The sequence below is a fragment of the Mycobacterium ahvazicum genome (assembly GCF_900176255.2).
GTDB lineage: Bacteria > Actinomycetota > Actinomycetes > Mycobacteriales > Mycobacteriaceae > Mycobacterium > Mycobacterium ahvazicum.
In genome coordinates this window covers 2,145,036-2,166,505 of the sequence record NZ_FXEG02000002.1, presented here as the reverse complement: position 1 = coordinate 2,166,505, position 21,470 = coordinate 2,145,036, and the positions used below count along the sequence as shown (strand labels likewise).

Here is a 21,470-nt window from a genome sequence, read left to right as displayed (position 1 = left end):
GCCTGATCACCTTGTCAGCGGACGACCGCGAGACCCTCAGGCGCGTGTCAGAGACGTCCGAGACCATTGAGGCTTACAAGGTGCCGACATGGATCGAACTCACTACCTCAGGCGGTGCCGATCCAGACATGCGCATTCGAGTCGAGCTTCGAGACGGTGCGCCGCAGATCGTCGAATTGGCCTGGACGTCGCAACCTCATCAGAGCGAGATCCGTCAGAAGCACTTGCGTCAAATCGACCTAGCCAAGTTGGTGAGAGATCTGGTGTCGAGCACCCTGACCACCGATCACCCATGCCGGGGCGGCAATGTCGGCGTGCAGATCGAGCAAATTCGCCAGTCGAAGGACCCGGAATCGGAGGCCGATTACGCCGATTACGTCGACGAAAGCGTTGCGCTGCTGAAGCAGGCAAAGCGGGAGTCCGAGAAGGCTAGGCGCGTGGCCGCCAAGTTCACCGAGCGGCAACGACTCCCGCGGGAGCGCCGCATGATCACTGACAGCCATCTGAGATTGGTGGCCGAGGTGTACCGAGCGAATTTCCGCAGTGGGCCAACCAAGGCCGTGAGCAAACACTTTGGTGTGGCGAATCGGATGGCTTCGACATACGTCGACAAGGCGCGCAAAGCGGGCTATCTACCGCCAACGAAGCAAGGCCAGAAGAAGGCGTAGAGGCAGAACATGGCTAATGCGAACGGCGAGGGCAGCATCTACAAGCGGATGCGCAACGGGCGGCACACCGGCTACATCGGTGCCGTCAGCCACACCGACGACGCAGGGCAGCTCAAGCGGCACGTGGTTTACGGGAAGACCCGTGCCGACGTGCGCGACAAAATGAGACAAGCACGCGAACGGCTCGACAATGGCGTGGCGGTCAAGGACTCCAAGCGCACCGTGGCCAATTGGCTGGCGCACTGGCGGGCCACCACACTGGCCGCCTCAGACCGCAAGGAGTCCACCCGCGAGCTGTATGCCAACCTGTGCCGCCGACACCTCGAGCCTGAGCCGTTCGGGGCGATCCGGCTCGACAAGCTGAGACCCAGCGACATCGAGGCGCTGATACTGGCGATGCGTGCAAAGACCAAACCGGGCAAGCGCACGCAGCAGAACCTCACCTCTGAGCCGGTCCGGGCACTGTCCGACGCGACGATCAGGCAGACCTACACAGTTCTGCGGGCCGGACTAGACGGTGCTGTCCGGGACGGCCTGCTGGCCAAGAACCCGGTTGCCGCCGTGAAGCGTCCGGGCGTCGCCCGCAGGGAGGCCAGGCATGCCAGCGCGGTCGACGTGAGCAAGCTCATGCTGTGCGCCAATGGCCTGCGCTACCGGAATGTGCTGGTCCTCATCGCCACCACCGGGTTGCGGCGTGGCGAGGCGCTGGCCCTGCACTGGTCCGATGTCGACCTCGACGCTGGGATGATGGTTGTCCGGGGCACCCTCGGACGGGTCGGCGGCAAGCTGATCATCACCGAGCCGAAGACGGACCGCTCGCGGCGGACCGTACCGATCGCCCTTCCCCTGGTCACCATGCTGCGGACACACCGCGCCGACCAGAACGCCGAACGGGTAGCGGCGGGCGACCAGTGGCAGGAAAACGAGCTGGTGTTCGCCACCGAGTTCGGAACGCCGGTAGACCCGCGCAATATCCTGCGGACTGTCCAAATCGCGGCTCAGAAGGCAGGCATGTCCGACATCGGCGTCCATACGCTGCGCCATAGTGCCGCCGTGATCTGGCTGGAGTCCAAGGTGCACATCAAGGCGGTGGCCGACCTGCTCGGCCACTCCTCCATCGCGATCACCGGGGACATCTACGGGCACACCAGCGACGACACGGCGCGCGCGGCAGTGGCGGGTCTGGCCGATCAGCTTGGTCTGCCGGACTGAGCAACCGTTGCTATCCGCGTTGCTATCCACACCCCCATGGGGTATGAAAAAGCGGCTCCGGATTTCTCCAAAACCGCCTCTCATCTGCATGAACTCTGGTCGGGCTGACAGGATTTGAACCTGCGACCACTTGACCCCCAGTCAAGTGCGCTACCAAACTGCGCCACAGCCCGTGTGCCGGTGAGTCCACCGGCAGCAGGTCGACAGCCTACCGCAGCCGAGGCGGCTAACCGCTATTGCCCGGCTGACCTGCGAGTCTCGTGATCGCCCTTCTTCGCGAACCAGGCCTCGACCTTTTCGACCCAGACCAGCAGCGCCCCAGCGAGCTCGGATTCCCGACGATAGAACCGCTGCGACGGAACCGGCACGCTCACCGCGACCATCTCGTCGCCCACGTTCTTGAGCACCGCACCCACCGCGCAGATGCCTTCGCTCTGCTCTTCGCGGTCATACGCCACGCCGTCGGCTTTGACGCGGTCGAGCTCTTTGCGCAACGCCGCCGGCGTCGTGATCGTGTTCACGGTCAGCTTGGCGAGCCGACTCGGCAGCGCACGGGCCTGCTGCTCGGCCGACAGATTGGCCAGCAGCGCCTTGCCGTTGGCGCAGCAGTGCAGCGGAAACGACTCTCCCACCGCGCTGATCGCCCGCAGCCGGTGCGGCGAGACCACCTGGTCGACGAACGTCGCGCGGTCGCCGTCCAGGATCGACAGGTCGACGGTCTCCTCCAGTTCGCGGGACAGCTCCTCGATGAACGGGTGCACGTCGAACACGACGCTGCGGCGCACGGTGGTGGCCATGCGGGCGATCTCGGGTCCCAGCCGATAGCGCCCCCGCGCCGCTCGCGAGGCCACCAGGCCCTCGTCGTCGAGCGCATTGAGGATCCGGCTCACGGTCGAGCGCGCCATGCCCAGCCGCTCGCCGATCTCGGCCTGGTTCAACCCGCCGGGATACGCCTGCAGCAGCCGTAGCATCTCGGCCGCGCGCGCGATGACCTGAATTCCGCTGCCGCGGGCCTCTTCTGCGTCGACGCTCATGTCAGGCTCCGGTCTCGAGCCGATAGCTGCCGGTGGGGTCGGTGATCGCCACCAGGCGCACGATACAGCCGTCGCCGCCGACCCAGCGCCACGGGAAAGCCGCGAAGGTGACCCGTTTTCCGGTGACCTTGTCCAGGTCGCCGCCCACGTTCTCGAAGCCGTAGATGCCCTTGGACAGAATCGCGCGGTGGCAGGGCTCCCATTCCGGGAAGTCGTCGAGTACCTTGTGGCCGGTCTGCTCCTCGTATTCCTTTACCGCCCAGGGCAATAGGCCACCCGTGTGTTCGGCGGGGCCGTGCGGGCCGATCGAGGTGGCCAACGGATGGTCGAGAGCCTGGGTGTCGGTGCCGACGGCTTTGACGCCCTTGGCCGCGAACCACTCCCCGGCTTCCTTGTAGAAGCCCGGCGAGTAGGCGTAATACTCGGCGCTGTCGGCGTAGGTGTGGTGCCAGCCGGTGTTGACGATGACGATGTCGCCGGGCCGGATCTGCGGCATGGCCTTCTCCAGGTCCGCGGCGGTGACGACCTCCCACTTCTTCTTGGGGATCGACACGACAACCCCGGTGCCGAAGAACGCGCTCAGTGGAATCTCGTCGAGCAGCGGAGTGCCTTCGATCACGTGGCCCGGCGCGTCGATGTGCGTGCCGGAATGCATTACCGTGGTGATCTTTTGGGTGAGCACGCGGCTTCGCGCCATGTTGTGCAGTCGTTCGATCTTGACGTCCTCGAAGTACGGCCACGCAGGCACACCATGCCCCCAGGGGTGGGACAGATCGTAGAACTCCAGCTTCGATTCGGCTTCGCCAAGCGGCCAGGCCATAGTCACGACAGGTCCTTTCGTATCAGCATGCGGTGTAGCCGCCGTCCAGGTACATCACTTGGCCGGTGTAGAAACTCGACGCGTCGCTGAGTAGATAGATCAGCGCGCCGACGAAGTCCTCCGGATCGGCGAAGCGGCGCAACGGGATTCGCGCGAACATCGCCTCGCGGGTCTGGCGCCCCTTCTCGTCGTCGGCATACATCCACTCGGTTAGTTCCGAGCGGAAAACCGTTGGCGCCACAGCATTTACCCGTATCCCTTGCGGACCCCACTCGGCGGCCAACGACTTGGCCAGCAAGTCGGTCGCCGCTTTCGACGGGCAGTAGGCGCTGTAACCGGCGGGATGACCCAGGCTGCCGCGCACCGAGGAAACCAGCACGACGCTGCCTCCCCCGCCCTGCTCTAGCAGCACCCGCCCGGCCGCCTGGCATACCAACCAGGCGCCGCGCGCGTTGGCCTTCATCACGTCGTCGAAGTCGTCGACGGCCATCTCGGTGATCGGCTGGACGTGGTTCATGCCCGAGGCAACCAGGACGCCGTCGAGCCGACCATGCTTGGCCACCGCCACATCGACCATGGCTTGGGCGTCGGCCGGGGTATCGGGGCGCCGGACCACCACCGCCAGATCGTGCCGGCCGGTCTCGGCAGCGAGCTCGGCCAGCCGCTCGGTGTTGCCTCCGGCCAGGGTGAGTCGCGCCCCGGCCTCGGCCAGGGCCCGGGTCGCCGCGCTGCCCAAGGAGCCGGTCGCGCCGGTGATCAGGATCGACTTGTCCTGCACGCTGAATCGCGACGCATTCACGATGCCTCCATCAAATCCCGCAGTACGGGCATTATATCCCGCTATACAAGAGCACGTTAATGCGAAGGCATGGCGAAAGTCAACGTTGAATCCTGTGATACAAGACGTCATCGACCGCATTGTGGGATCTAGTGCCCGACACGTCGTTGACGGTGCGGTCAGGGTGGCGAGTGTGCGCTCAGGGCGCCCCGGACGCGCACCCGACGCGATGGGAAGGGGCATACAGCGCCCCGAGGCTTAGCGGCGCTTGGCAGTGCGCTTTTCGCGGACCCGCACATTGATACGGATCGGGCTGCCGGCGAACCCGAACGTCTCGCGCAGCCGCCGCTCCAGGAAGCGTCGGTAGCCGGCTTCGAGGAAGCCGGTGGTGAACAGGACGAACGTCGGCGGCCGGGCAGCGGCCTGGGTGGCGAACAAGATGCGGGGCTGCTTGCCGCCGCGCACCGGAGGCGGCGTGGCCGCGACGACTTCCTTGAGCCAGCTGTTCAGCGGACCGGTCGGGATCCGGGCGTCCCACGACGCCAGCGCGGTCTCCATCGCCGGCACCAGCTTCTGCACGGCCCGTCCCGTCTTGGCGGAGATGTTGACCCGCTCCGCCCACTGCAGCTGCGCCAGCTCACGGTCGATTTCGCGGTCCAGCAGCTCGCGGCGATCCTCGTCGACCAGATCCCATTTGTTGAAGGCCAGCACCAGCGCCCGGCCGGCCTCGATCACCATGCTCAGCACGCGCTGGTCCTGTTCGGTCAGCGGCTGCGACGCGTCGATCAGCACGAGCACCACCTCGGCCGAATCGATGGCCGAGTGCGTGCGCACCGATGCGTAGAACTCGTGCCCGCTGGCCTGCCCGACCTTGCGGCGCAACCCCGCGGTGTCGACGAAACGCCAGATCTTGCCGCCCAATTCGATCAGCGAGTCGACCGGATCGACCGTGGTGCCCGCGACGTCGTGCACGACCGAACGCTCGTCACCGGCCAGCTTGTTCAGCAACGAGCTCTTGCCGACATTGGGCTTGCCGACCAACGCCACCCGGCGCGGGCCGCCGACCGCCGGTGCCGCCTCGGACACCTCGGGCAACACGGCCAGCACCTCGTCGAGCAGATCCGCCACCCCACGGCCGTGGATCGCGCTGACCGCGTGCGGCTCGCCCAGACCCAGCGACCACAGCGCGGCCGCGTCGGATTCGACCTTCTCGCTGTCAACCTTGTTGGCGGCCAAAAAGACCGGCTTGCCGGAACGCAGCAGGATGCGCGCGGCGGCCTCGTCGGCGCTGGTGGCCCCGACCGTGGCGTCGACCACCAGAATGATTGCGTCGGCGGTACGCATCGCCACCGACGCCTGTTCGGCCACCAGCTGCTGCAGGCCCCTGGCGTCGGGCTCCCATCCCCCGGTGTCCTGCACGACGAACCGGCGACCGGTCCACAGCGCGTCGTAGGAAACCCGGTCGCGGGTCACGCCGGGAATGTCCTGCACCACCGCTTCGCGCCGGCCCAGGATCCGGTTGACCAACGTCGACTTGCCAACGTTGGGCCGCCCGACGATAGCCACCACCGGCGCGGGACCGGGCTCGTCGAAGTCTCCCGAATCGGAATCGACGACGTCCCAATCACTTTCGTCGGACCACGTGCCGTCCTGGCTCACCGCACTGCCTCACTTCGCTGCTTGACCAACTCCAGCAGGTGATCGATTACCTGCGCCTCGGTCATGTCGCTGGTGTCGACGATCACCGCGTCCGCCGCCGGTCGCAACGGCGACAGCGCGCGGGTAGAGTCCAGATGATCCCGGCGGCGCACATCGGCCAGGACCCCGTCGTAATCGTCGGCCAAACCCGCGGCGACGTTCTGGTCATTGCGCCGACGGGCGCGGGTCTCGGCCGATGCGGTCAGATAGATCTTCACCGGCGCGTCCGGCAATACCACCGTCCCGATGTCGCGCCCCTCGACAACGACATTGCCCGGCCCATGTGCCATCTCGCGCTGCAGGGCGACCAGCCGGGCCCGAACGGCGGCAACCGACGACACCGCCGACACCGCGCCAGTCACCCGGTCGCCACGAATCTCGGCCGAGACATCTTCTCCGTCAAGGAAATAACGATCACCTTCGGGGTGGTAGTCGATCGACATTCGCACCGTATCGGCGACCCGCGCGACCGCGTCGGCATCGGCCGGGTCGACCCCGGCGCGTAACACGGCCAGCGTCACCATCCGGTACATCCCGCCGGTGTCCAGATAACGCGCCCGCAACGCCTCCGCCAATCCCTTTGACACCGAGGACTTTCCGGTTCCCGCCGGGCCGTCGATCGCTACCACGACGCCGCTCGTTCCACTCACAGGCCCACCGCTTTGTACAGTTGGCCGATCTCGCCCTGGCTCAATGCCCGGATGCTGCCCGGCCGCTGCTTGCCCAGCGCGATCCCACCGATCTCGGTGCGTACCAGCGCCTCCACCGGGAAACCCACCGCCGCCAGCATCCGGCGCACAATCCGATTCCGTCCCTCGTGCAATGTCAAGCGCACCAACGTCTTTCCCGGAATGGCGTCCACCACCGCGAAGTCGTCGACACGCGCCGGGCCGTCCTCCAACTCGATGCCGGCCCGCAACTGCTTGCCCAGCCCGCGCGGCACCGTGCCGGCGACCGTCGCCAGATACGTCTTCGGGACTTCATGGGAAGGGTGCATCAATCGGTGCGCCAGCTCGCCGTCGTTGGTCAGCAGGATCAGCCCCTCGGTGTCGGCGTCCAACCGTCCCACGTGAAAGAGCTTCTTGTTGCCCCGCACTCGCCGCTCGACCAGGTCACCGATGCAAGGCCGGCCACGATCGTCGGACATCGTCGAGTGCATCCCGCGCGGCTTGTTCAGCGCCAGATACACCTGCGATTCATCCAGGGCGATTCTGGCACCGTCCACGCGGATCACCGAGGCATCGGGGTCGACGCGGGTGCCCAGCTCGGTCACCACCTGCCCGTCCACTTCGACGCGGCCGTCGCTGATCAACTTCTCGGCGGCCCGGCGCGACGCAATTCCGGCCTGGGACAAGACTTTTTGCAGCCGGATTCCCTGATCTTCGGCCATCAATCCTGGTCCACGTCAAACGACAGCGACTGTTCGGGCGTCTGGCCGCCCGACAACTTGATGAAACGTGGCTCGCTGTCCAGGGATTCGCTCAGGTCCTCGATCGTGTCGACGTCGGGAAGCAGCGGTGCGATATCGGGCAGGTCGGTCAGCGACTCCAGCCCCAGCCGCTCCAGGAACAGCTCGGTGGTGGCGAAGGTGGCCGCGCCGCTGTCCTCGTCAACGCCGGCCTCGGTGATCAGGCCGCGCGCCAACAGGGTTCGGATGACGGCGTCGACGTTGACACCGCGCACCGCGCTGACCCGCGCACGCGTCACAGGCTGGCGGTAGGCCACCACGGCCAGGGTCTCCAGCGCGGCCCGGGTGAGCTTGGAGCGCGCACCATCCAGCAGCAGCTTCTCGACGTAGGGCGCGTACTTGGCGCGGGTGTACATCCGCCACCCTTCGCCGGTCTTGCGCAGGTCGATGCCGCTGTCGCGGTGCGCGAGCTCCTCGGCCATGAGCTGCAGTTTCGCCGCTATCCGATAGACGGGTTGCCCGGTGGCGGCGCCCAACGCCTCCTCGGCGACCGGGGTGTCCACCACCAGCAACAGCGCCTCCAGCACGCCGCGCAGCTCCTCGTCGTCGAGCGGCGCTGCTTCGGCGATGTCGGGGATGCCTTCGATACCCGCGCCGAGATCGAGGTCGGGCAATTCTTCAGTCATTTATTCGTCCCGTATTTCGGTGGTCGGGCGCTCCCCGGTCCACGAAATCTGGAGCACGCCAAGCGGCTCCGACTGGTCGAATGCTACCGCCCGGGACCGATACAGCTCGAGCAGCGCCAGGAAGCGTCCGACCACCTCCATCGGCACCTCACAGTCGGCGACCAACTCGGAAAACGTCGCCCATTGGCCACTGCCCCGGGCTTCGAGCATCGACAGCAGTTTCTGGGCCTGCTCGGGCACCGAGACCTTGAGCTCGTGCAGGTGGCCGATCGAGACCGTCGGCACCGGCCGAGGGCTGAACGCGACCGCCGCGATCTGGGCGAAACGCTCGGCGTCGACCCCGATCATCACTTCCGGCAGCAGTTCGGTGAACCGGTCCTCCAGCGACACCGCGCGCGGGTAGCTGCGCAGCGCGGTGGCTTCCAGCTCGGCGAACATCTCCGCGACGTGCTTGAACGCGCGGTACTGCAGCAACCGGGCGAACAGCAGGTCACGCACCTCGAGCAGGGCGAGGTCTTCCTCGTCGTCGATCTGCCCGGCCGGCAGCAGCCGCGCGGCCTTGAGATCCAGCAGGGTCGCGGCGACCACGAGGAACGCGGTGGTCTCCTCCAGGTCCAGCTGGGCGCCGATCTCGCGGGTGTAGGCGATGAAGTCGTCGGTGACCTGATGCAGCGCCACTTCGGTCACGTCGAGGCGGTGCGCGAAGATCAGCTGCAGCAGCAGGTCGAACGGCCCCTCGAAGTTGGTGAGGCGGACTTGGAAACCGGTGGAGGAGCCGTTCTGCGCTGCCGCCTCACCATTCGCTGTGTCGTTCACGCGCCGAATCGGTCAATGAACTCGCGGGCCAACGCGCGATAGGCGATGGCGCCCGCCGACTTCGGCGCCCAGGTGGTGATGGGTTCGCCCGCCACGCTGGTCTCCGGGAAACGCACGGTCCGGGTGATCACGGTGTCGAACACCAGGTCACCGAAGCGTTCGACGACACGGGCCATCACCTCGCGGGCGTTGACCGTGCGCGGGTCGTACCGGGTCAGCAGAATGCCGCTGATCTCGAGCTTCGGGTTGAGCCGGTCACGCACCTTGTCCACGGTATCGGTGAGCAGCGCCAGGCCGCGCAGCGAGAAGTACTCGCACTCGGTCGGAATGACCACGCCGTCGGAGCAGGCCAGCGCGTTGACGGTGAGCAGGCCCAGCGACGGCTGGCAGTCGATCAGGACATAGTCGTAGCGGTCCAGCACCGGATGCAGCGCCCGGCCCAGCGTCTGCTCCCGACCCACCTCGTTGACCAGCTGAATCTCGGCGGCCGACAGGTCGATGTTGCTGGGCACCAGGTCCAGGTACTTCATCCGGGTGGACAACAGCACGTCTTCGATCGACACCCGCGGCTCGACCAGCACGTTGTGAATGGTCTTTTCCAGGTCGTAGTGCGGGACGCCGAGACCCGCGGACAGCGCGCCCTGCGGATCCATGTCCACCAGCAACACCCGCCGGCCGTACTCGGCGAGCGCGGCTCCCAGGTTGATCGTCGACGTGGTTTTCCCGACGCCACCCTTCTGGTTGCACATCGCAATAACCTTGGCCGGGCCGTGCGAGGTGCGCGGCTGCGGCTCCGGGATCGCCCGCTGCGGACGCCCCGTCAAGCCGATCTCGACGGCGCTGTCCGGGTGCTCGGTCGTCATGCCCGGGGTGTTGCGGAGGTGAACATCGTCGGAAAGTCTAACGGGTAGGCGCACGTAAACCGGGCGACCCGCAGGCGAGATAACCAGGGAAAATGTGCGGATTTCGCGACTGGCCTCCGCCGGGGCTTTCAGAGTTAACTTCAGTCACACCAGCCACATTCGGCCCATGCTTGCCGGGGCTAGGGTGGGGCCCATGGACCTCAAACGACGGATACCCCTGCTGCGGTGGTCGGTATGGCGGATGGCCGCCGGAGCTCGCAACATCACCACGACGGGCCAGATCGGCGACGGACGCGAGGCGGCCGCGGTCGACTACGTCGTCGCCAACGCCCGCGCCGGCGACATCGACGACGTGCTGGCCACCATCGACAAATTCGCCTACGAGAAGTCGATGCTGATCAATGTCGGCGACGAGAAGGGCCTGCTGCTCGACGCGGCGGTGCGCCGGGCCGATCCCGCGCTCGCCCTGGAGTTGGGCACCTACTGCGGCTACGGCGCGCTGCGAATCGCCCGGGCCGCGCCGAACGCCAAGGTGTTTTCCGTCGAGCTCGCCGAGGCCAACGCCGCCAACGCCCGGCGGATCTGGGCGCACGCCGGTGTCGCCGATCGGGTGACGTGCGTCGTCGGCACCATCGGTGACGGCGGGCGCACGCTCGGCGCGCTTGCCAGCGAGCACGGATTCGCTTCTGGCGCACTCGATTTCCTGTTCCTCGACCACGACAAGAACGCCTACCTCGCTGATCTGCTGAGCATCATGGACCGGGGCTGGCTGCATAGGGGCTCGATCGCGGTGGCCGACAACGTCCGGGTGCCCGGCGCGCCGAAGTACCGCGAGTACATGCGCCAGCAGCAGGGCAAGGTGTGGAACACCGTGGAGCACAAGGCCCACCTGGAATATCAGTCGATGGTGTCCGACCTGGTGCTGGAGTCCGAGTACCTGGGGTGAAATGAGGGTTACGTCGCGCGCGGGTGGGCTCCGGCCCACACTTCGCGCAGCGCGTGCACGGTGACCAACGTGTAGATCTGCGTGGTGGTCACCGAGGCATGGCCGAGCAGCTCCTGTACGACGCGCACGTCGGCCCCGCCCTCCAGCAGATGCGTGGCGAACGAGTGCCGCAGCATGTGCGGCGACACCCCCGAAGTGATGCCGGCGCGCTCGGCGGCGTCCTGCAACACCTGCCATGCGCTTTGCCGCGACAGCCGTCCGCCGCGGGCATTGAGGAATATCGCGGCCGTGCCGCGGCCCCGGCGGGCCAGCTCCGAGCGTCCACGCACCAGGTAGGCATCCAGCGCGTGGACGGCGGGACGCCCGATGGGCACCAGTCGCTGCTTACCGCCCTTGCCGCGCAGCAGCACCGATCTGGCCTGGGTATCGATGTCGTCGACGTCGAGTCCGACAGCTTCGGAGATGCGTGATCCGGTGGAGTACAACAGCTCCAGCAGCGCCCGGTTGCGCAGCGTCAGCGGACCGTCGGACGGGCTCTCCCCGCCCGCGCCTTCCAGCAGCGCCAGCACTTCGTCGATGGTCAGGCTTTTGGGCAACCGGCGGCCCGGGGTCGGCGGCCGCACCGCGCGCGCCACGTCCAGTTCGGCCAGCCCCTCGGCGGCGGCGAAGCGATGCAGTCCGCGCACCGCGATCAATGCCCGTGCGGCCGACACCGCCGACAAACCCACCACTCCCGACTCGGGATCACCGCGGCGCAGTGCGACCAGGAATTCGCTGACGTCGTCCTCACCGACCTTGGCCAGATCGTGAATTCCACGTTCTTCCAGGTGCTTTGAATAGCGGCGGAGGTCGCGCCGGTAAGAACTGAGCGTGTTGGCCGCTACTCCCCGCTCGATCGTCAGATGGTCGAGATAGCCTTGCATCTGCGACTCGAGCGTCAGCGCGGTCGTCATTGCGCGGCCGCTTTTCGAGCGGCGAATGTCGTGGGCTTGTCCGGCCACGGGATGTCCACCGGACGCGGCTGGGCCAACCCTGTCGTCACGGCGTGTGCGGCCAGAATCCCGGATACGGCAATGGAATTGACGATCTCGCCGCTGAAGACGAGCCGCAGCGCCTCCTCGATCGGGACCCAGCGCATCTGCATGTCGGCTTCTTCGTCGTGCGCTTCGGGACGGCCGATATCGCTGAGGCCGGTGGCCAGGAAGACCCGTACCGATTCGTCGCTGTATCCGGGCGCGGTGTCGATGTCGACGAGTACCTGCCAAGTGTCGGCGTGCAGACCGACTTCCTCCTCGAGTTCGCGAGCCGCGGTGAGGTGGGGCGCTTCGCCCTCGGCGTCGAGCAGGCCCGCCGGTAGCTCCCACAACCGCCGGCCGAAGGTGTGCCGGTACTGATAGACCATCGCGATGCTGTGATCGTCGCGCATCGGCACGACGGCGACGGCGCCGTAGTGCTCCACGACCTCGCGCGCCGCGGTGTTGCCGCCGGGCATCCGCACCTCGTCGCGGCGCAGGGTGAAAATCTTTCCGGTGTAGAGCGTTTCGCTCGACGCCGTCTCGAAGACGTGGTCAGCCACGGGTGGCGGGTTCAGGTATCGACCGCTCGGCGCTGTCTCGATGCTGGTTGCCATTGGACGTGTGCTCGGGGATCTCCACCGGAAGCAGCTCACCTTCTTTGTAGTCGATGGCCGCGCCGACGAATGCGACGAACAGTGGGTGCGGCCGGGTGGGCCGGCTCTTCAGTTCGGGATGGGCCTGCGTGCCGACGACGAACGGGTGAATGTCCGACGGGTATTCGACGAATTCCACCAGGTGGCCGTCGGGTGAGGTGCCGGAGAACCGCAGGCCGCTTTCGGCGATCTTGTCGCGGTAGGCATTGTTCACCTCGTAGCGGTGCCGGTGCCGCTCGGACACCTGGGTAGCCCCATATGCCTGCGCCACAATCGAATCCGGCTCGAGCACCGCGGGGTATGCCCCCAAGCGCATGGTGCCGCCGAGGTCGGCTTTGCCCGCCACGATGTGCTCCTGATCGGCCATCGTCGAGATCACGGGATCCGGTGTGGACGGTTCGAATTCGGCCGAGTTGGCCTCGGTTAGGCCGACCGAGCGGGCGGCTTCGATCACGATGCACTGCAACCCGAGACATAACCCGAATACCGGCAACCCGCGCGACCGTGCGTAGCGAATCGCGCCGATCTTGCCCTCGATGCCGCGAATGCCGAATCCGCCGGGGATCAGCACGCCGTGCACGTCGGCCAGCGCTGAGGCGGCACCCGCGGCGCTTTCGCAGTCGTCGGAGGGCACCCACAGCATCTCGACCTTGGCGTGGTGTTTGAAGCCGCCGGCCCGCAACGCCTCGGCCACCGAGAGGTACGCATCGGAGAGGTCAACGTACTTGCCCACCAAGGCAATCCGGACGGTTTCATGCGGCTCGTGCACCCGGCGGAGCAGGTCGTCCCATTCGGTCCAGTCGACGTCGCGGAAGGGCAGGTTGAGCCGGCGCACCACGTAGGCGTCGAGCTCCTCGCGGTGCAGCACCTTGGGGATGTCGTAGATCGATGGCGCGTCGGGCGTGGAGATGACGCCGTCGATGTCGACGTCACACATCAGCGCGATCTTGTTCTTCAACGGTTCGGGAACGGGACGGTCGCTGCGCAGGATCAGCGCGTCCGGGGTGATACCGATGCTGCGCAACGCGGCCACCGAGTGCTGGGTCGGCTTGGTCTTGAGCTCGCCGGACGGCGCCAGGTAGGGCACCAGCGACACGTGGAGGAAGAAGACGTTCTCGCGGCCGACGTCATGGCGGACCTGACGGGCCGCCTCGAGGAAGGGCTGCGATTCGATGTCGCCGACCGTGCCGCCGATCTCGGTGATGACGACGTCCGGGCGGCGCCCGTTGTCGTCGGGCTCGGCCATCGCCAGGATGCGCCGTTTGATCTCGTCGGTGATGTGCGGGATCACCTGGACGGTGTCGCCCAGGTACTCGCCGCGCCGCTCCTTGGCTATGACGGTTGAATACACTTGCCCGGTAGTGACATTCGCCGATCCGGACAGGTTGCGATCGAGGAACCGCTCGTAGTGGCCGACGTCGAGGTCGGTCTCGGCGCCGTCCTCGGTGACGAACACCTCGCCGTGCTGGAAGGGGTTCATCGTGCCCGGGTCCACGTTGAGATACGGGTCGAGCTTTTGCATCGTCACATGTAATCCGCGGGCGGTCAGCAGCTGGCCAAGGCTACTCGCGGTCAACCCCTTGCCGAGCGAGGAAGCAACCCCACCGCTGACGAAGAGATGCTTGGTGGCGGTTTGCGGGTGCTTACGCACAGGCGACCTCCGTGAAGACGGGCAGGGCGTCGTTTTCGTCTAGCTTTTAAGAAGCTGGGCCTGCCGACCCACGGAAATCCACCCTAACACCAGCGACCCCAGGGCGCGGCTAACACGCCCGGCAACCGGACAGCAGCTACTGCGGGACGGTGATCGAGGTGGCGCCGTGGCCGGTGCCGTACTGCCCGACATGGCCGCCGTTGAGCAGGTCATGCAGCCCGAGGATCGCGGTGATCCGGCCCGGCGCGACGTCGACGTCGTCGACGGTGCTGATCGCGGAGTTGATGCCGGCGTCGGCGCGTGCCACCGCGACCGCGGCACCGCCCGTCGACGATCCGTCTCGCCCGGCCAGCAGCGTGCCGGAGCCGTGCGGCGCCAGCGCCGCGGCGAAGCGGGCCACGCTGACTCCCTGATTGCCCGCGTCCTGCGGCAGGGCGCCACCGGTGACGATCAGCGCGGCGTTCGCCGCCGCCATGTGGTCGCCGGGCTGATAGGTGACGAATCCGGTCTCGCGCAGGGCTGCCAGCACGGTGTCGCGCTGCGTCTCATCGACCGGCGGGACCGCCGGGTTGGCGTTGATCAGCAGGGCAATACCCAACAGGTCACCGGCTTGGGATCCCTGGTCGACGAGTTTGGTGCTGAGTTGCTGGCCGGCGGGCAGCACCGACGAGTTCACCACGGTCCGCAGTTTTTCGGCCGAGTTGGCGTCGACGAACTCCTGCGTCAGTGCCACTGTCCCCGTGACGGTCCCACCGGCCTGGCCGGCGATCTTGGAGACCGCGGCGACGTCGTCGTCCTTGGCGTCCGGAGTGCGGAAGACGACGACGGATTTGCCGGCCAGCCCGTCGTGCACGATCCGGCTCATCAACTGGTTGTCGAAATTGTTTGCCGCGCTGAGCTTTTCGTTGAGGACATTCTTCTGGTCGTTGAGGCCGTTGATCTGCGAGTAGAGGTCGCGCTTCTCGTCGCGCAGGCTGGACAGCAGGGTGTCGGACAGAAAGCCCGAGCCCAGCACGACGCCGACGGCCAGCGCGAGGAAGACCGCGGCCAGCGAGAAGGCATGTTGGCGTAACGAGATCATGAGCGCACCCCCTTAGAACGGACTACGTGATCAGGTGCTGAATCCACAAAGAGAAGTGATTCCAGTAGTCGGTGACCCAGTGCAGCACCACGCCGTCGGTGCGCGACACCCACAGCGCGACGATGACGGCGATCAGCATCGTCAGTGCCAGCAGCGCGATCGCACCGCCCGAGATGTGGTTGCGGTAGAGGGTGGCGACAGCCTTCGCGTCGACCACCTTCTCCCCGACTCGAAGCCTGGTCAAAAACGTCGACGGGTTGCTCTGAGTGCGCGTCCGGTCGAAGAACGTCTCGATGTTGGCGGTGTGGCCGGCCGTCACCAGCAGCGCCGCGCCGTGGTGGTCGGCCAGCAGCAGGGCCAGGTCGACGGCCGAACCCGCGGCGGGGAAGGTCATCGCCCCGACCCCGAGGTCCTGGATGCGCTCCAGCCCGGGCGCGTGGCCGTCGGCATCGGCCGGCAGCACGACGTGGGCGCCACACTTGAGTGCTTCGGTGCTGATCTGCTCCGGGTCGCCGACGATCAGCTGCGGGCGATAGCCCGCCTTGCGCAGCACGTCGGCGCCGTGGCCGACGCCGATCAGGACCGGCTGGTACTCCTTGATGAACGGCTTCAGCGAGCGTAGGTCGTCGGCGGCGCTGTCCTCGTCGGCGACGATCACCACGTGGCGGCGGCGCATGTCGATGTCCACGTCCGGAATGCCGATGCCGTCGATCAGCAGCGGGCTCTCGCTCTTGATGAACTCGATTGTGTTGCCCGCGAACGCCTCCAGGTGGGCGGCCAGGCCGCTCTTGGCCTCGCGCATCAGGTCGGCGATGTCGTGGTCGGTGCGCTCGGTGCCGCGGATCAGCCGACGCTCGCCGGCGTACACCCCGCCCTCGTACAGCCGGATCTTGGCGCCGTCCTTGACCTTCTTGAAGATGTCCGGCCCGGTCTCATCGATCAGCGTGACGCCGTTGTTGACCAACACCTCCGGGCCCATGTTCGGGTAACGGCCGGAGACCGACGGCGATGCGTTGACGACGGCGGCGATGTCGGCCTCGACCAGCGCCTCGGCGGTGATGCGGTCCAGGTCCAGGACGTCGAGAACCACGATGTCTCCCGGGCAGACCCGGCGCAGCAGGCGGTCGATGTTGCGGTCCACCCGTGCGGTGCCGGTCAGACCCGGCCGGGAAGCATTACGTGTGAGCAGCCCTGACATCTTCATGGGGGCGATTCTGTCCGCGATCGGCGGCTCAGGGGTGGAGGCGCGCCGTAACATTAGCCCCAGAAGTTACATCGTGTCACATCTGTATCAGGCTCGTAGTTGACTTTGCGTCGCCGAGAGTGTGGCCTACGGACGATCACTGGGCCGGTTTCGTACGTAGGGCCCACACTCGGCGGCCTCACTAGGGGGCCGTCAGATCTCGTCGTTTTGGGCGCCGGCGAGCAGCTCCCGGGCGTGCGCGCGGCCGCTGTCGGATTCGCCGAGACCGGCCAGCATCCGCGCCAGCTCGGCGACCCGCTCGTCGTCGGTGACCCGCCGCACCACACTGGTTCCCCGCGGCCCGGCCGGATGCACCACCAGGTGCACGTCGGCGTACGCCGCGACCTGCGGCAGATGGGTCACCACGATGACCTGGTGAGTGCGTGCCAGCCGCGCCAGCCGCCGCCCGATCTGGACGGCCGCCCGCCCACCGACGCCGGCGTCCACCTCGTCGAACACCATCGTGGTGCCCGCCGCCGAAGCGGCCAGCACCACTTCCAAGGCCAGCATCACCCGGGACAGCTCACCGCCCGAGGCGCTCTTGGCCAGCGGCAGCACCGTCATGCCACGGTGCGCGGCGAAGCCGAACTCGACCTGGTCGATGCCGTCGCCGCCCGCGCGGGCCAGCTCGCCGGACGGCAGCGTGAGGGCGGCCGGGTCGTCCTTCTCGGTCGCGATATCGGTGCTCACCTCGATGGCGAATTCGGCATCGGCCATCGCCAGCCCGGACAGTTCGGCGGTCACCTCCTTGGCCAGTTTCTTCGCGGCCTTACGCCGGGCCTTACTGAGATCTATTGCGGTTTCTGCCAATTCACCGGCTAGCTCCTCGGCTCGGCGTTCCAGCGCCGCCAGCCCTTCTTCGGACACGTCGAGTTGGGCAAGCCGGTCGCGAGATTCGGCCGCCCAGGCCAGCACGCCGTCGACGTCCGCGGCGTACTTGCGGGTCAGTGTCCGCAACTCGGCCTGGCGGGCCAGCCTGGACTCCAGCGCGCTGGCATCGACCGGCAGCTCTTCCAGGTAGCCGCCGAGCTCCTGGGCCGCGTCGGCGACCACGGTCTGCGCCTCGCGCACCTGCTCGGCCAACGCATGCAGCTTGGCGTCGTCGGTGGATTCCAGTGCGGCCCTTGCCCGTCCGAGGGCGTCGGCCGCGCTACCACCCGACAGATCCTCGGCCGAGAGCGCTTCGCGGGCGGTGGCCGCGGCCTCGCGCAGGGTGTCCAGCTCGGACAGTCGCACGATATCGGCGACCAGGGCGTCGTCCTCGCCGGGCTGCGGGTCCACGGCATCGATCTCGTTGAGCGCGAAGCTCAGCCGGTCGGCTTCCAGCGCGAGTTCGCGCATGCGGTTGCGCCGGTCGAACAGGTCGCGCCGCGCCGTGAGCCAGGCGTCGCGCACTTTGCGGTAGCGCTCCAGCGCGGTGCCGGTCTTCGCGAACCGGTCCAGCGCGCCGCGTTGCTCCTCGGGCCGCATCAACCGCAGCTGGTCATTCTGGCCGTGCAGGGTCAGTAGCCCGGTAGTGAAGCCCCCCAACGATTTCGCGGGCACGCTGCGACCGCCAAGATAAGCGCGCGACGGCCCGTCACGGCTGACCGAACGCAGCGCGATTACGCTGCCGTCCTCGTCGCGCTCCCCGCCGGACGCGTCCAGCATCTCATCCAGCTGCGCGATCGCGGCGTCATCGAGATCGGTTGTGGTGAACCTGCCTTCGACCACCGCGCGTTCGGCACCCGAACGCACCCGGTTGGCGTCGGCGCGGGCGCCGCCGAGCAGATGAAGCCCGGTCACCACCATCGTCTTGCCGGTGCCGGTCTCACCGGTCAGAACGGTCAGGCCGCGGTCGAACTCCCCGACGGCAGAGCTGATCGCACCCAGCGACTCGATGCGGATTTCGGTCAGCATGGTGTCAGCACCGCTGCGGCGCCGTTACTTTCCGCGCCAACCGGTCACGGGCAGGCGGAACTTGCGCACCAGACGGTCGGTGAACGGCGCGCTGTCCAGCCGTGCCCACTTCACCGCGGTGCCACAGCGTTTCACCTCGAGGCGGCCACCCGCGGGCAGCACCATTTCGCGACGGCCGTCGCAGAACACCAGGGCGTCGTTGCCGCTCGCCTCGATCTCGATCGCGATCGCGGCATCCGGGCTGGTGACCATCGGCCGCCCGAACAGTGCGTGAGCGTTGTTGGGTACCACCAGGATCGCCTCGAGGTCCGGCCACAGCACCGGGCCGCCGGCGGAGAAGGCGTAGGCGGTCGACCCGGTCGGCGTCGACACCAGGACGCCGTCGCAGCCGAAAGTCGACACCGGCCGTCCCTCGATTTCGACGACCACGCCGAGCACACCCAGCCGCGGGCCCTTCTCCAGGCTGGCCTCGTTGAGCGCCCAGCCCTGGTCGATCACCTTGCCGCGATGGCGTACCGCGATGTCGAGCGTCAGACGCTCCTCCACCCGGTAGTCCTGCGCGACCACATGTTCGAGCACCCGGTCGATCGCTTCGGCTTCGGCCTCGGCCAGGAATCCGATGCGGCCCAGGTTGACGCCCAGCACCGGAATGCCGGCATTGCGCGCGAATTCCGCGGCGCGCAGGAAGGTTCCGTCGCCGCCGAGCACCAGCACCAATTCGCAGCCTTCCGCGGCGTCGGGCTCGGCGTCGACCACCTCGATCTCGACGCCCATCGCCCGTACGTCGTCGGGAGACAGCGGCAGCGGTCCCCGATCGACGGCCTCGGCCGACAAGACGCGAAGCGCAATTCCGTTGTCGCTCAGCACTTTCTGAACACGCCGCGCGGTCTCGGTGGCCTCGTCGCGTCCGGTGTGCACGACCAGCAGGATGGTGCGTTCGCCGGTCATTGCGGGCCCTGCGCTATCGCGCGCCGCACCGCGTCGACGAGACCGTCGGCGGTCAGCGCCCGCTCGGTGTCGGCGCGCAACCACAGGAAGTATTCGACATTGCCCGATGGTCCCGGCAGCGGACTGGCCGTGACGTCGACGGTGTGCCAGCCCAGCTCGCCGGCACGTCCCGCGACGGCCAGCACCGAGTCGGCGCGCATCGCGGGGTCGTGGACGACCCCGCCGGCACCGACCTGGCCCTTCCCGACCTCAAACTGCGGCTTCACCATGGGAACGATATCCGCGCCGGGGTTGGCGCAACCAGCCAGCGCGGGCAACACGGTGGACAGGGAGATAAACGACAGGTCAGCCACCACGAGGTCGACACGCCCGCCGATCGCCTCGGGCGACAGGTCACGCACGTTGGTCCGCTCGACGGCGATCACCCGCGAGTCCGAGCGCAGCGACCAGGCCAGCTGGCCGTAGCCCACGTCGGCGGCCACCACCTCGGCGGCGCCACGGTCCAGCAGGACCTCGGTGAAGCCGCCGGTCGACGCGCCGGCGTCCAGGCAGCGGCGGCCCGCGACCGGGATTCCGAACACGTCGAGCGCGCCGATCAGCTTGTGTGCGCCGCGCGACACCCACCGGCGCTCGCCGTCGTCGGCGACGGTCAGGGCCGCGGTCGCCGCGACGGCCGTGCCGGGCTTGACCGCGGGCATGCCGTTAATGCTGACCTTGCCGGCGCCGATCAACTCGGCGGCCTGCTGACGGGATCGTGCGAGTCCGCGGCGCACCAGCTCGGCGTCAACGCGGGCGCGTCGTGCCATGCCCGCACCTCAGCCCTTCTCCGCCGACTCCAGCGCGGCCAGCAGCACGTCATGGGCCTGCGATAGCCGGCGTGCGATGTCTTCGAGCTCGGCGAGAGACGGCCCGGTCTCCCGGTTTTCCGGGTCGGCCAGGTCGGGCAGTTGCGCCAGCAGGTTGTCGATGTCGGCGCGAATCTGTTCGGGATCGATATTCATTGCGGTTCTACGGTAGCCATCCGCTAGTCCCCGTGCACGAGAGACCAGCGCTCGAGCGCGTCGCGCGCGCGGTCGTCGCCGGGCCGGATGCGCGCCGGCCGCCCGTCAAAGTCGCCGCCCCACACCGCGCCGGCGACGGCCCGCACGATCGACAACCCGTCCCCGTCGTCTGCTTCACCGGGCCCCTTGCCGGTGACCGTCACCGCACCGTCGGCGACGTCGATCGCCCAGCCGGGCTGCGGCCCGACCGCGAGCAGGTTGCTGCCCTGGTGCAGGGCGCGCAGGTCGCGGCCGATGTAGGTGGGCCGCTGCTCGGCGCTCGCGTACACCGCGTCGCGCGCGCTGCTCACCCCGGTCAGCACCATCAGGCTCGGGAACCTCGCGGCATTGGCGCCCTCGATGTCGGTGTCGAGGCGGTCGCCGATCACCAGCGGCGCACGGTAGTCGCCGCGGGCGACCGCATCGTCGAGCAGTGTCGGGGCGGGCTTTCCGGCCACCCTGGGTTCGGCCCCCGTCGCCGCCCGCAGCGCGGCCACCAGAGATCCGTTGCCGGGCAGCAGACCACGCTCGGTGGGCAGCGTGGCGTCGATATTGGCCGCCACCCACAGCGCGCCGGCCCGAATGGCGAGTGCGGCCTCGGCCAGATCGGGCCAGCCTATCGTCATCGACAGTCCTTGCACGACCGCGACCGGGTCGTCGTCGAAGCGGCGTACCGGACGCAGCCCGACCGCGGAGATCTCGTTGGCCAGCGAGTCGGTACCGACGATCAGCACGGGCGAATCCGGCGGCAGCTCAACGGAAAGCAGTCGTGCGGCACTTTGGGCGCTGGTGACGACGTCGTCGCCGGTGGCGGTGAAGCCGAGGTCACGCAGGTGGGTCGCTACTTCGTCGGCGCTGCGGGATGCGTTGTTGGTGACGAACAGCTTGCGGCTACTGACCTCGTCGAGCGTCTGCACCGCGCCGTCGGTGGCACTGTGGCCGCGGAACACCGTCCCGTCCAGATCGATGAGCAGGCAATCATATTCCTGCGCAATGCTTTTCATTTGATC

Annotated in this window: 22 protein-coding genes and 1 tRNA gene; 3 read left to right on the top strand and 20 right to left on the bottom strand. The window is 67.6% G+C overall.

Features of this window, described 5'->3' with window-relative positions:
* The first annotated feature begins 44 nt into the window (after positions 1–44).
* Together MAAFP003_RS12335 and MAAFP003_RS12330 are read left to right on the top strand one after the other, a co-directional pair.
* Positions 45–668, top strand: a complete 624-nt coding sequence (locus MAAFP003_RS12335; RefSeq protein WP_133160849.1) for a hypothetical protein — start codon at positions 45–47, stop codon at positions 666–668.
* A 9-nt stretch (positions 669–677) separates the two neighbouring features.
* Entirely contained in the window at positions 678–1,880 is a 1,203-nt protein-coding gene (locus MAAFP003_RS12330) for a tyrosine-type recombinase/integrase (protein WP_096287291.1), read from the top strand.
* 96 nt (positions 1,881–1,976) lie between these two features.
* Here the strand turns inward: MAAFP003_RS12330 and MAAFP003_RS12325 are convergent.
* The 10 genes from MAAFP003_RS12325 to MAAFP003_RS12280 form a co-directional block, all read right to left on the bottom strand.
* A tRNA-Pro gene (locus MAAFP003_RS12325) sits at positions 1,977–2,053 on the bottom strand.
* A 60-nt stretch (positions 2,054–2,113) separates the two neighbouring features.
* Complete coding sequence (locus MAAFP003_RS12320; protein WP_096287289.1) at positions 2,114–2,914, bottom strand: IclR family transcriptional regulator; 801 nt, start codon at positions 2,912–2,914, stop codon at positions 2,114–2,116.
* Position 2,915: 1 nt separating this feature from the next.
* Positions 2,916–3,740, bottom strand: coding sequence for a cyclase family protein (locus MAAFP003_RS12315; protein ID WP_096287287.1), 825 nt, complete (start codon positions 3,738–3,740; stop codon positions 2,916–2,918).
* 16 nt (positions 3,741–3,756) lie between these two features.
* A complete protein-coding gene (locus MAAFP003_RS12310) occupies positions 3,757–4,533 on the bottom strand; it encodes an SDR family NAD(P)-dependent oxidoreductase (protein WP_243393890.1) in 777 nt (258 codons plus the stop codon).
* A gap of 237 nt (positions 4,534–4,770) precedes the next feature.
* A complete protein-coding gene (gene der / locus MAAFP003_RS12305; protein ID WP_096287285.1) occupies positions 4,771–6,171 on the bottom strand; it encodes a ribosome biogenesis GTPase Der in 1,401 nt (466 codons plus the stop codon).
* Positions 6,168–6,860 carry a (d)CMP kinase gene (gene cmk / locus MAAFP003_RS12300; protein WP_243393889.1) on the bottom strand — a complete coding sequence of 231 codons (693 nt, stop codon included), beginning with the start codon at positions 6,858–6,860 and terminating at the stop codon, positions 6,168–6,170. Before cmk ends, der begins: the two co-directional genes overlap by 4 nt.
* The gene (locus tag MAAFP003_RS12295) at positions 6,857–7,600 is read right to left on the bottom strand and encodes a pseudouridine synthase (protein ID WP_096287283.1); all 744 of its coding nucleotides are present in this window, start codon (positions 7,598–7,600) and stop codon (positions 6,857–6,859) included. The genes cmk and MAAFP003_RS12295 overlap by 4 nt, the downstream gene beginning before the upstream one ends.
* Positions 7,600–8,304: an SMC-Scp complex subunit ScpB gene (scpB, locus tag MAAFP003_RS12290; protein WP_096287281.1), complete on the bottom strand. Its 705-nt coding sequence runs from the start codon at positions 8,302–8,304 to the stop codon at positions 7,600–7,602. The genes MAAFP003_RS12295 and scpB overlap by 1 nt, the downstream gene beginning before the upstream one ends.
* Entirely contained in the window at positions 8,305–9,120 is an 816-nt protein-coding gene (locus tag MAAFP003_RS12285; protein ID WP_096287279.1) for a segregation/condensation protein A, read from the bottom strand.
* Entirely contained in the window at positions 9,117–9,983 is an 867-nt protein-coding gene (locus MAAFP003_RS12280) for a ParA family protein (RefSeq protein WP_096287277.1), read from the bottom strand. Before MAAFP003_RS12280 ends, MAAFP003_RS12285 begins: the two co-directional genes overlap by 4 nt.
* Positions 9,984–10,176: 193 nt before the next feature.
* On the opposite strand from MAAFP003_RS12280, the gene MAAFP003_RS12275 reads away from it, so the two are divergent.
* On the top strand, positions 10,177–10,929 hold the full coding sequence (locus tag MAAFP003_RS12275; protein WP_096287275.1) for an O-methyltransferase: 753 nt from the start codon (positions 10,177–10,179) through the stop codon (positions 10,927–10,929).
* A gap of 8 nt (positions 10,930–10,937) precedes the next feature.
* Here the strand turns inward: MAAFP003_RS12275 and xerD are convergent, their stop codons facing one another.
* The 10 genes from xerD to MAAFP003_RS12225 all read right to left on the bottom strand — a co-directional run bounded on the left by xerD (position 10,938) and on the right by MAAFP003_RS12225 (position 21,464).
* On the bottom strand, positions 10,938–11,882 hold the full coding sequence (gene xerD, locus MAAFP003_RS12270; RefSeq protein WP_096287273.1) for a site-specific tyrosine recombinase XerD: 945 nt from the start codon (positions 11,880–11,882) through the stop codon (positions 10,938–10,940).
* Positions 11,879–12,505 carry an NUDIX domain-containing protein gene (locus tag MAAFP003_RS12265; RefSeq protein WP_096287271.1) on the bottom strand — a complete coding sequence of 209 codons (627 nt, stop codon included), beginning with the start codon at positions 12,503–12,505 and terminating at the stop codon, positions 11,879–11,881. Before MAAFP003_RS12265 ends, xerD begins: the two co-directional genes overlap by 4 nt.
* Positions 12,498–14,249: a CTP synthase gene (locus tag MAAFP003_RS12260; protein WP_096287269.1), complete on the bottom strand. Its 1,752-nt coding sequence runs from the start codon at positions 14,247–14,249 to the stop codon at positions 12,498–12,500. The genes MAAFP003_RS12265 and MAAFP003_RS12260 overlap by 8 nt, the downstream gene beginning before the upstream one ends.
* A 136-nt stretch (positions 14,250–14,385) precedes the next feature.
* Positions 14,386–15,330: a copper transporter gene (locus MAAFP003_RS12255; protein WP_096287267.1), complete on the bottom strand. Its 945-nt coding sequence runs from the start codon at positions 15,328–15,330 to the stop codon at positions 14,386–14,388.
* A 22-nt stretch (positions 15,331–15,352) separates the two neighbouring features.
* Positions 15,353–16,534, bottom strand: a complete 1,182-nt coding sequence (steA, locus tag MAAFP003_RS12250; protein WP_096287265.1) for a putative cytokinetic ring protein SteA — start codon at positions 16,532–16,534, stop codon at positions 15,353–15,355.
* 192 nt (positions 16,535–16,726) lie between these two features.
* A complete protein-coding gene (gene recN / locus MAAFP003_RS12245; RefSeq protein ID WP_096287263.1) occupies positions 16,727–18,472 on the bottom strand; it encodes a DNA repair protein RecN in 1,746 nt (581 codons plus the stop codon).
* A gap of 24 nt (positions 18,473–18,496) precedes the next feature.
* Positions 18,497–19,420, bottom strand: coding sequence for an NAD kinase (locus tag MAAFP003_RS12240; RefSeq protein ID WP_096287261.1), 924 nt, complete (start codon positions 19,418–19,420; stop codon positions 18,497–18,499).
* Positions 19,417–20,226 (bottom strand): TlyA family RNA methyltransferase, encoded by an 810-nt coding sequence (locus tag MAAFP003_RS12235; RefSeq protein ID WP_096287259.1) that lies wholly within the window; start codon positions 20,224–20,226, stop codon positions 19,417–19,419. The genes MAAFP003_RS12240 and MAAFP003_RS12235 overlap by 4 nt, the downstream gene beginning before the upstream one ends.
* 9 nt (positions 20,227–20,235) lie before the next feature.
* Complete coding sequence (locus tag MAAFP003_RS12230) at positions 20,236–20,421, bottom strand: hypothetical protein (RefSeq protein ID WP_096287257.1); 186 nt, start codon at positions 20,419–20,421, stop codon at positions 20,236–20,238.
* A 23-nt stretch (positions 20,422–20,444) separates the two neighbouring features.
* Complete coding sequence (locus MAAFP003_RS12225) at positions 20,445–21,464, bottom strand: HAD-IIA family hydrolase (RefSeq protein WP_096287255.1); 1,020 nt, start codon at positions 21,462–21,464, stop codon at positions 20,445–20,447.
* Positions 21,465–21,470: the final 6 nt, after the last annotated feature.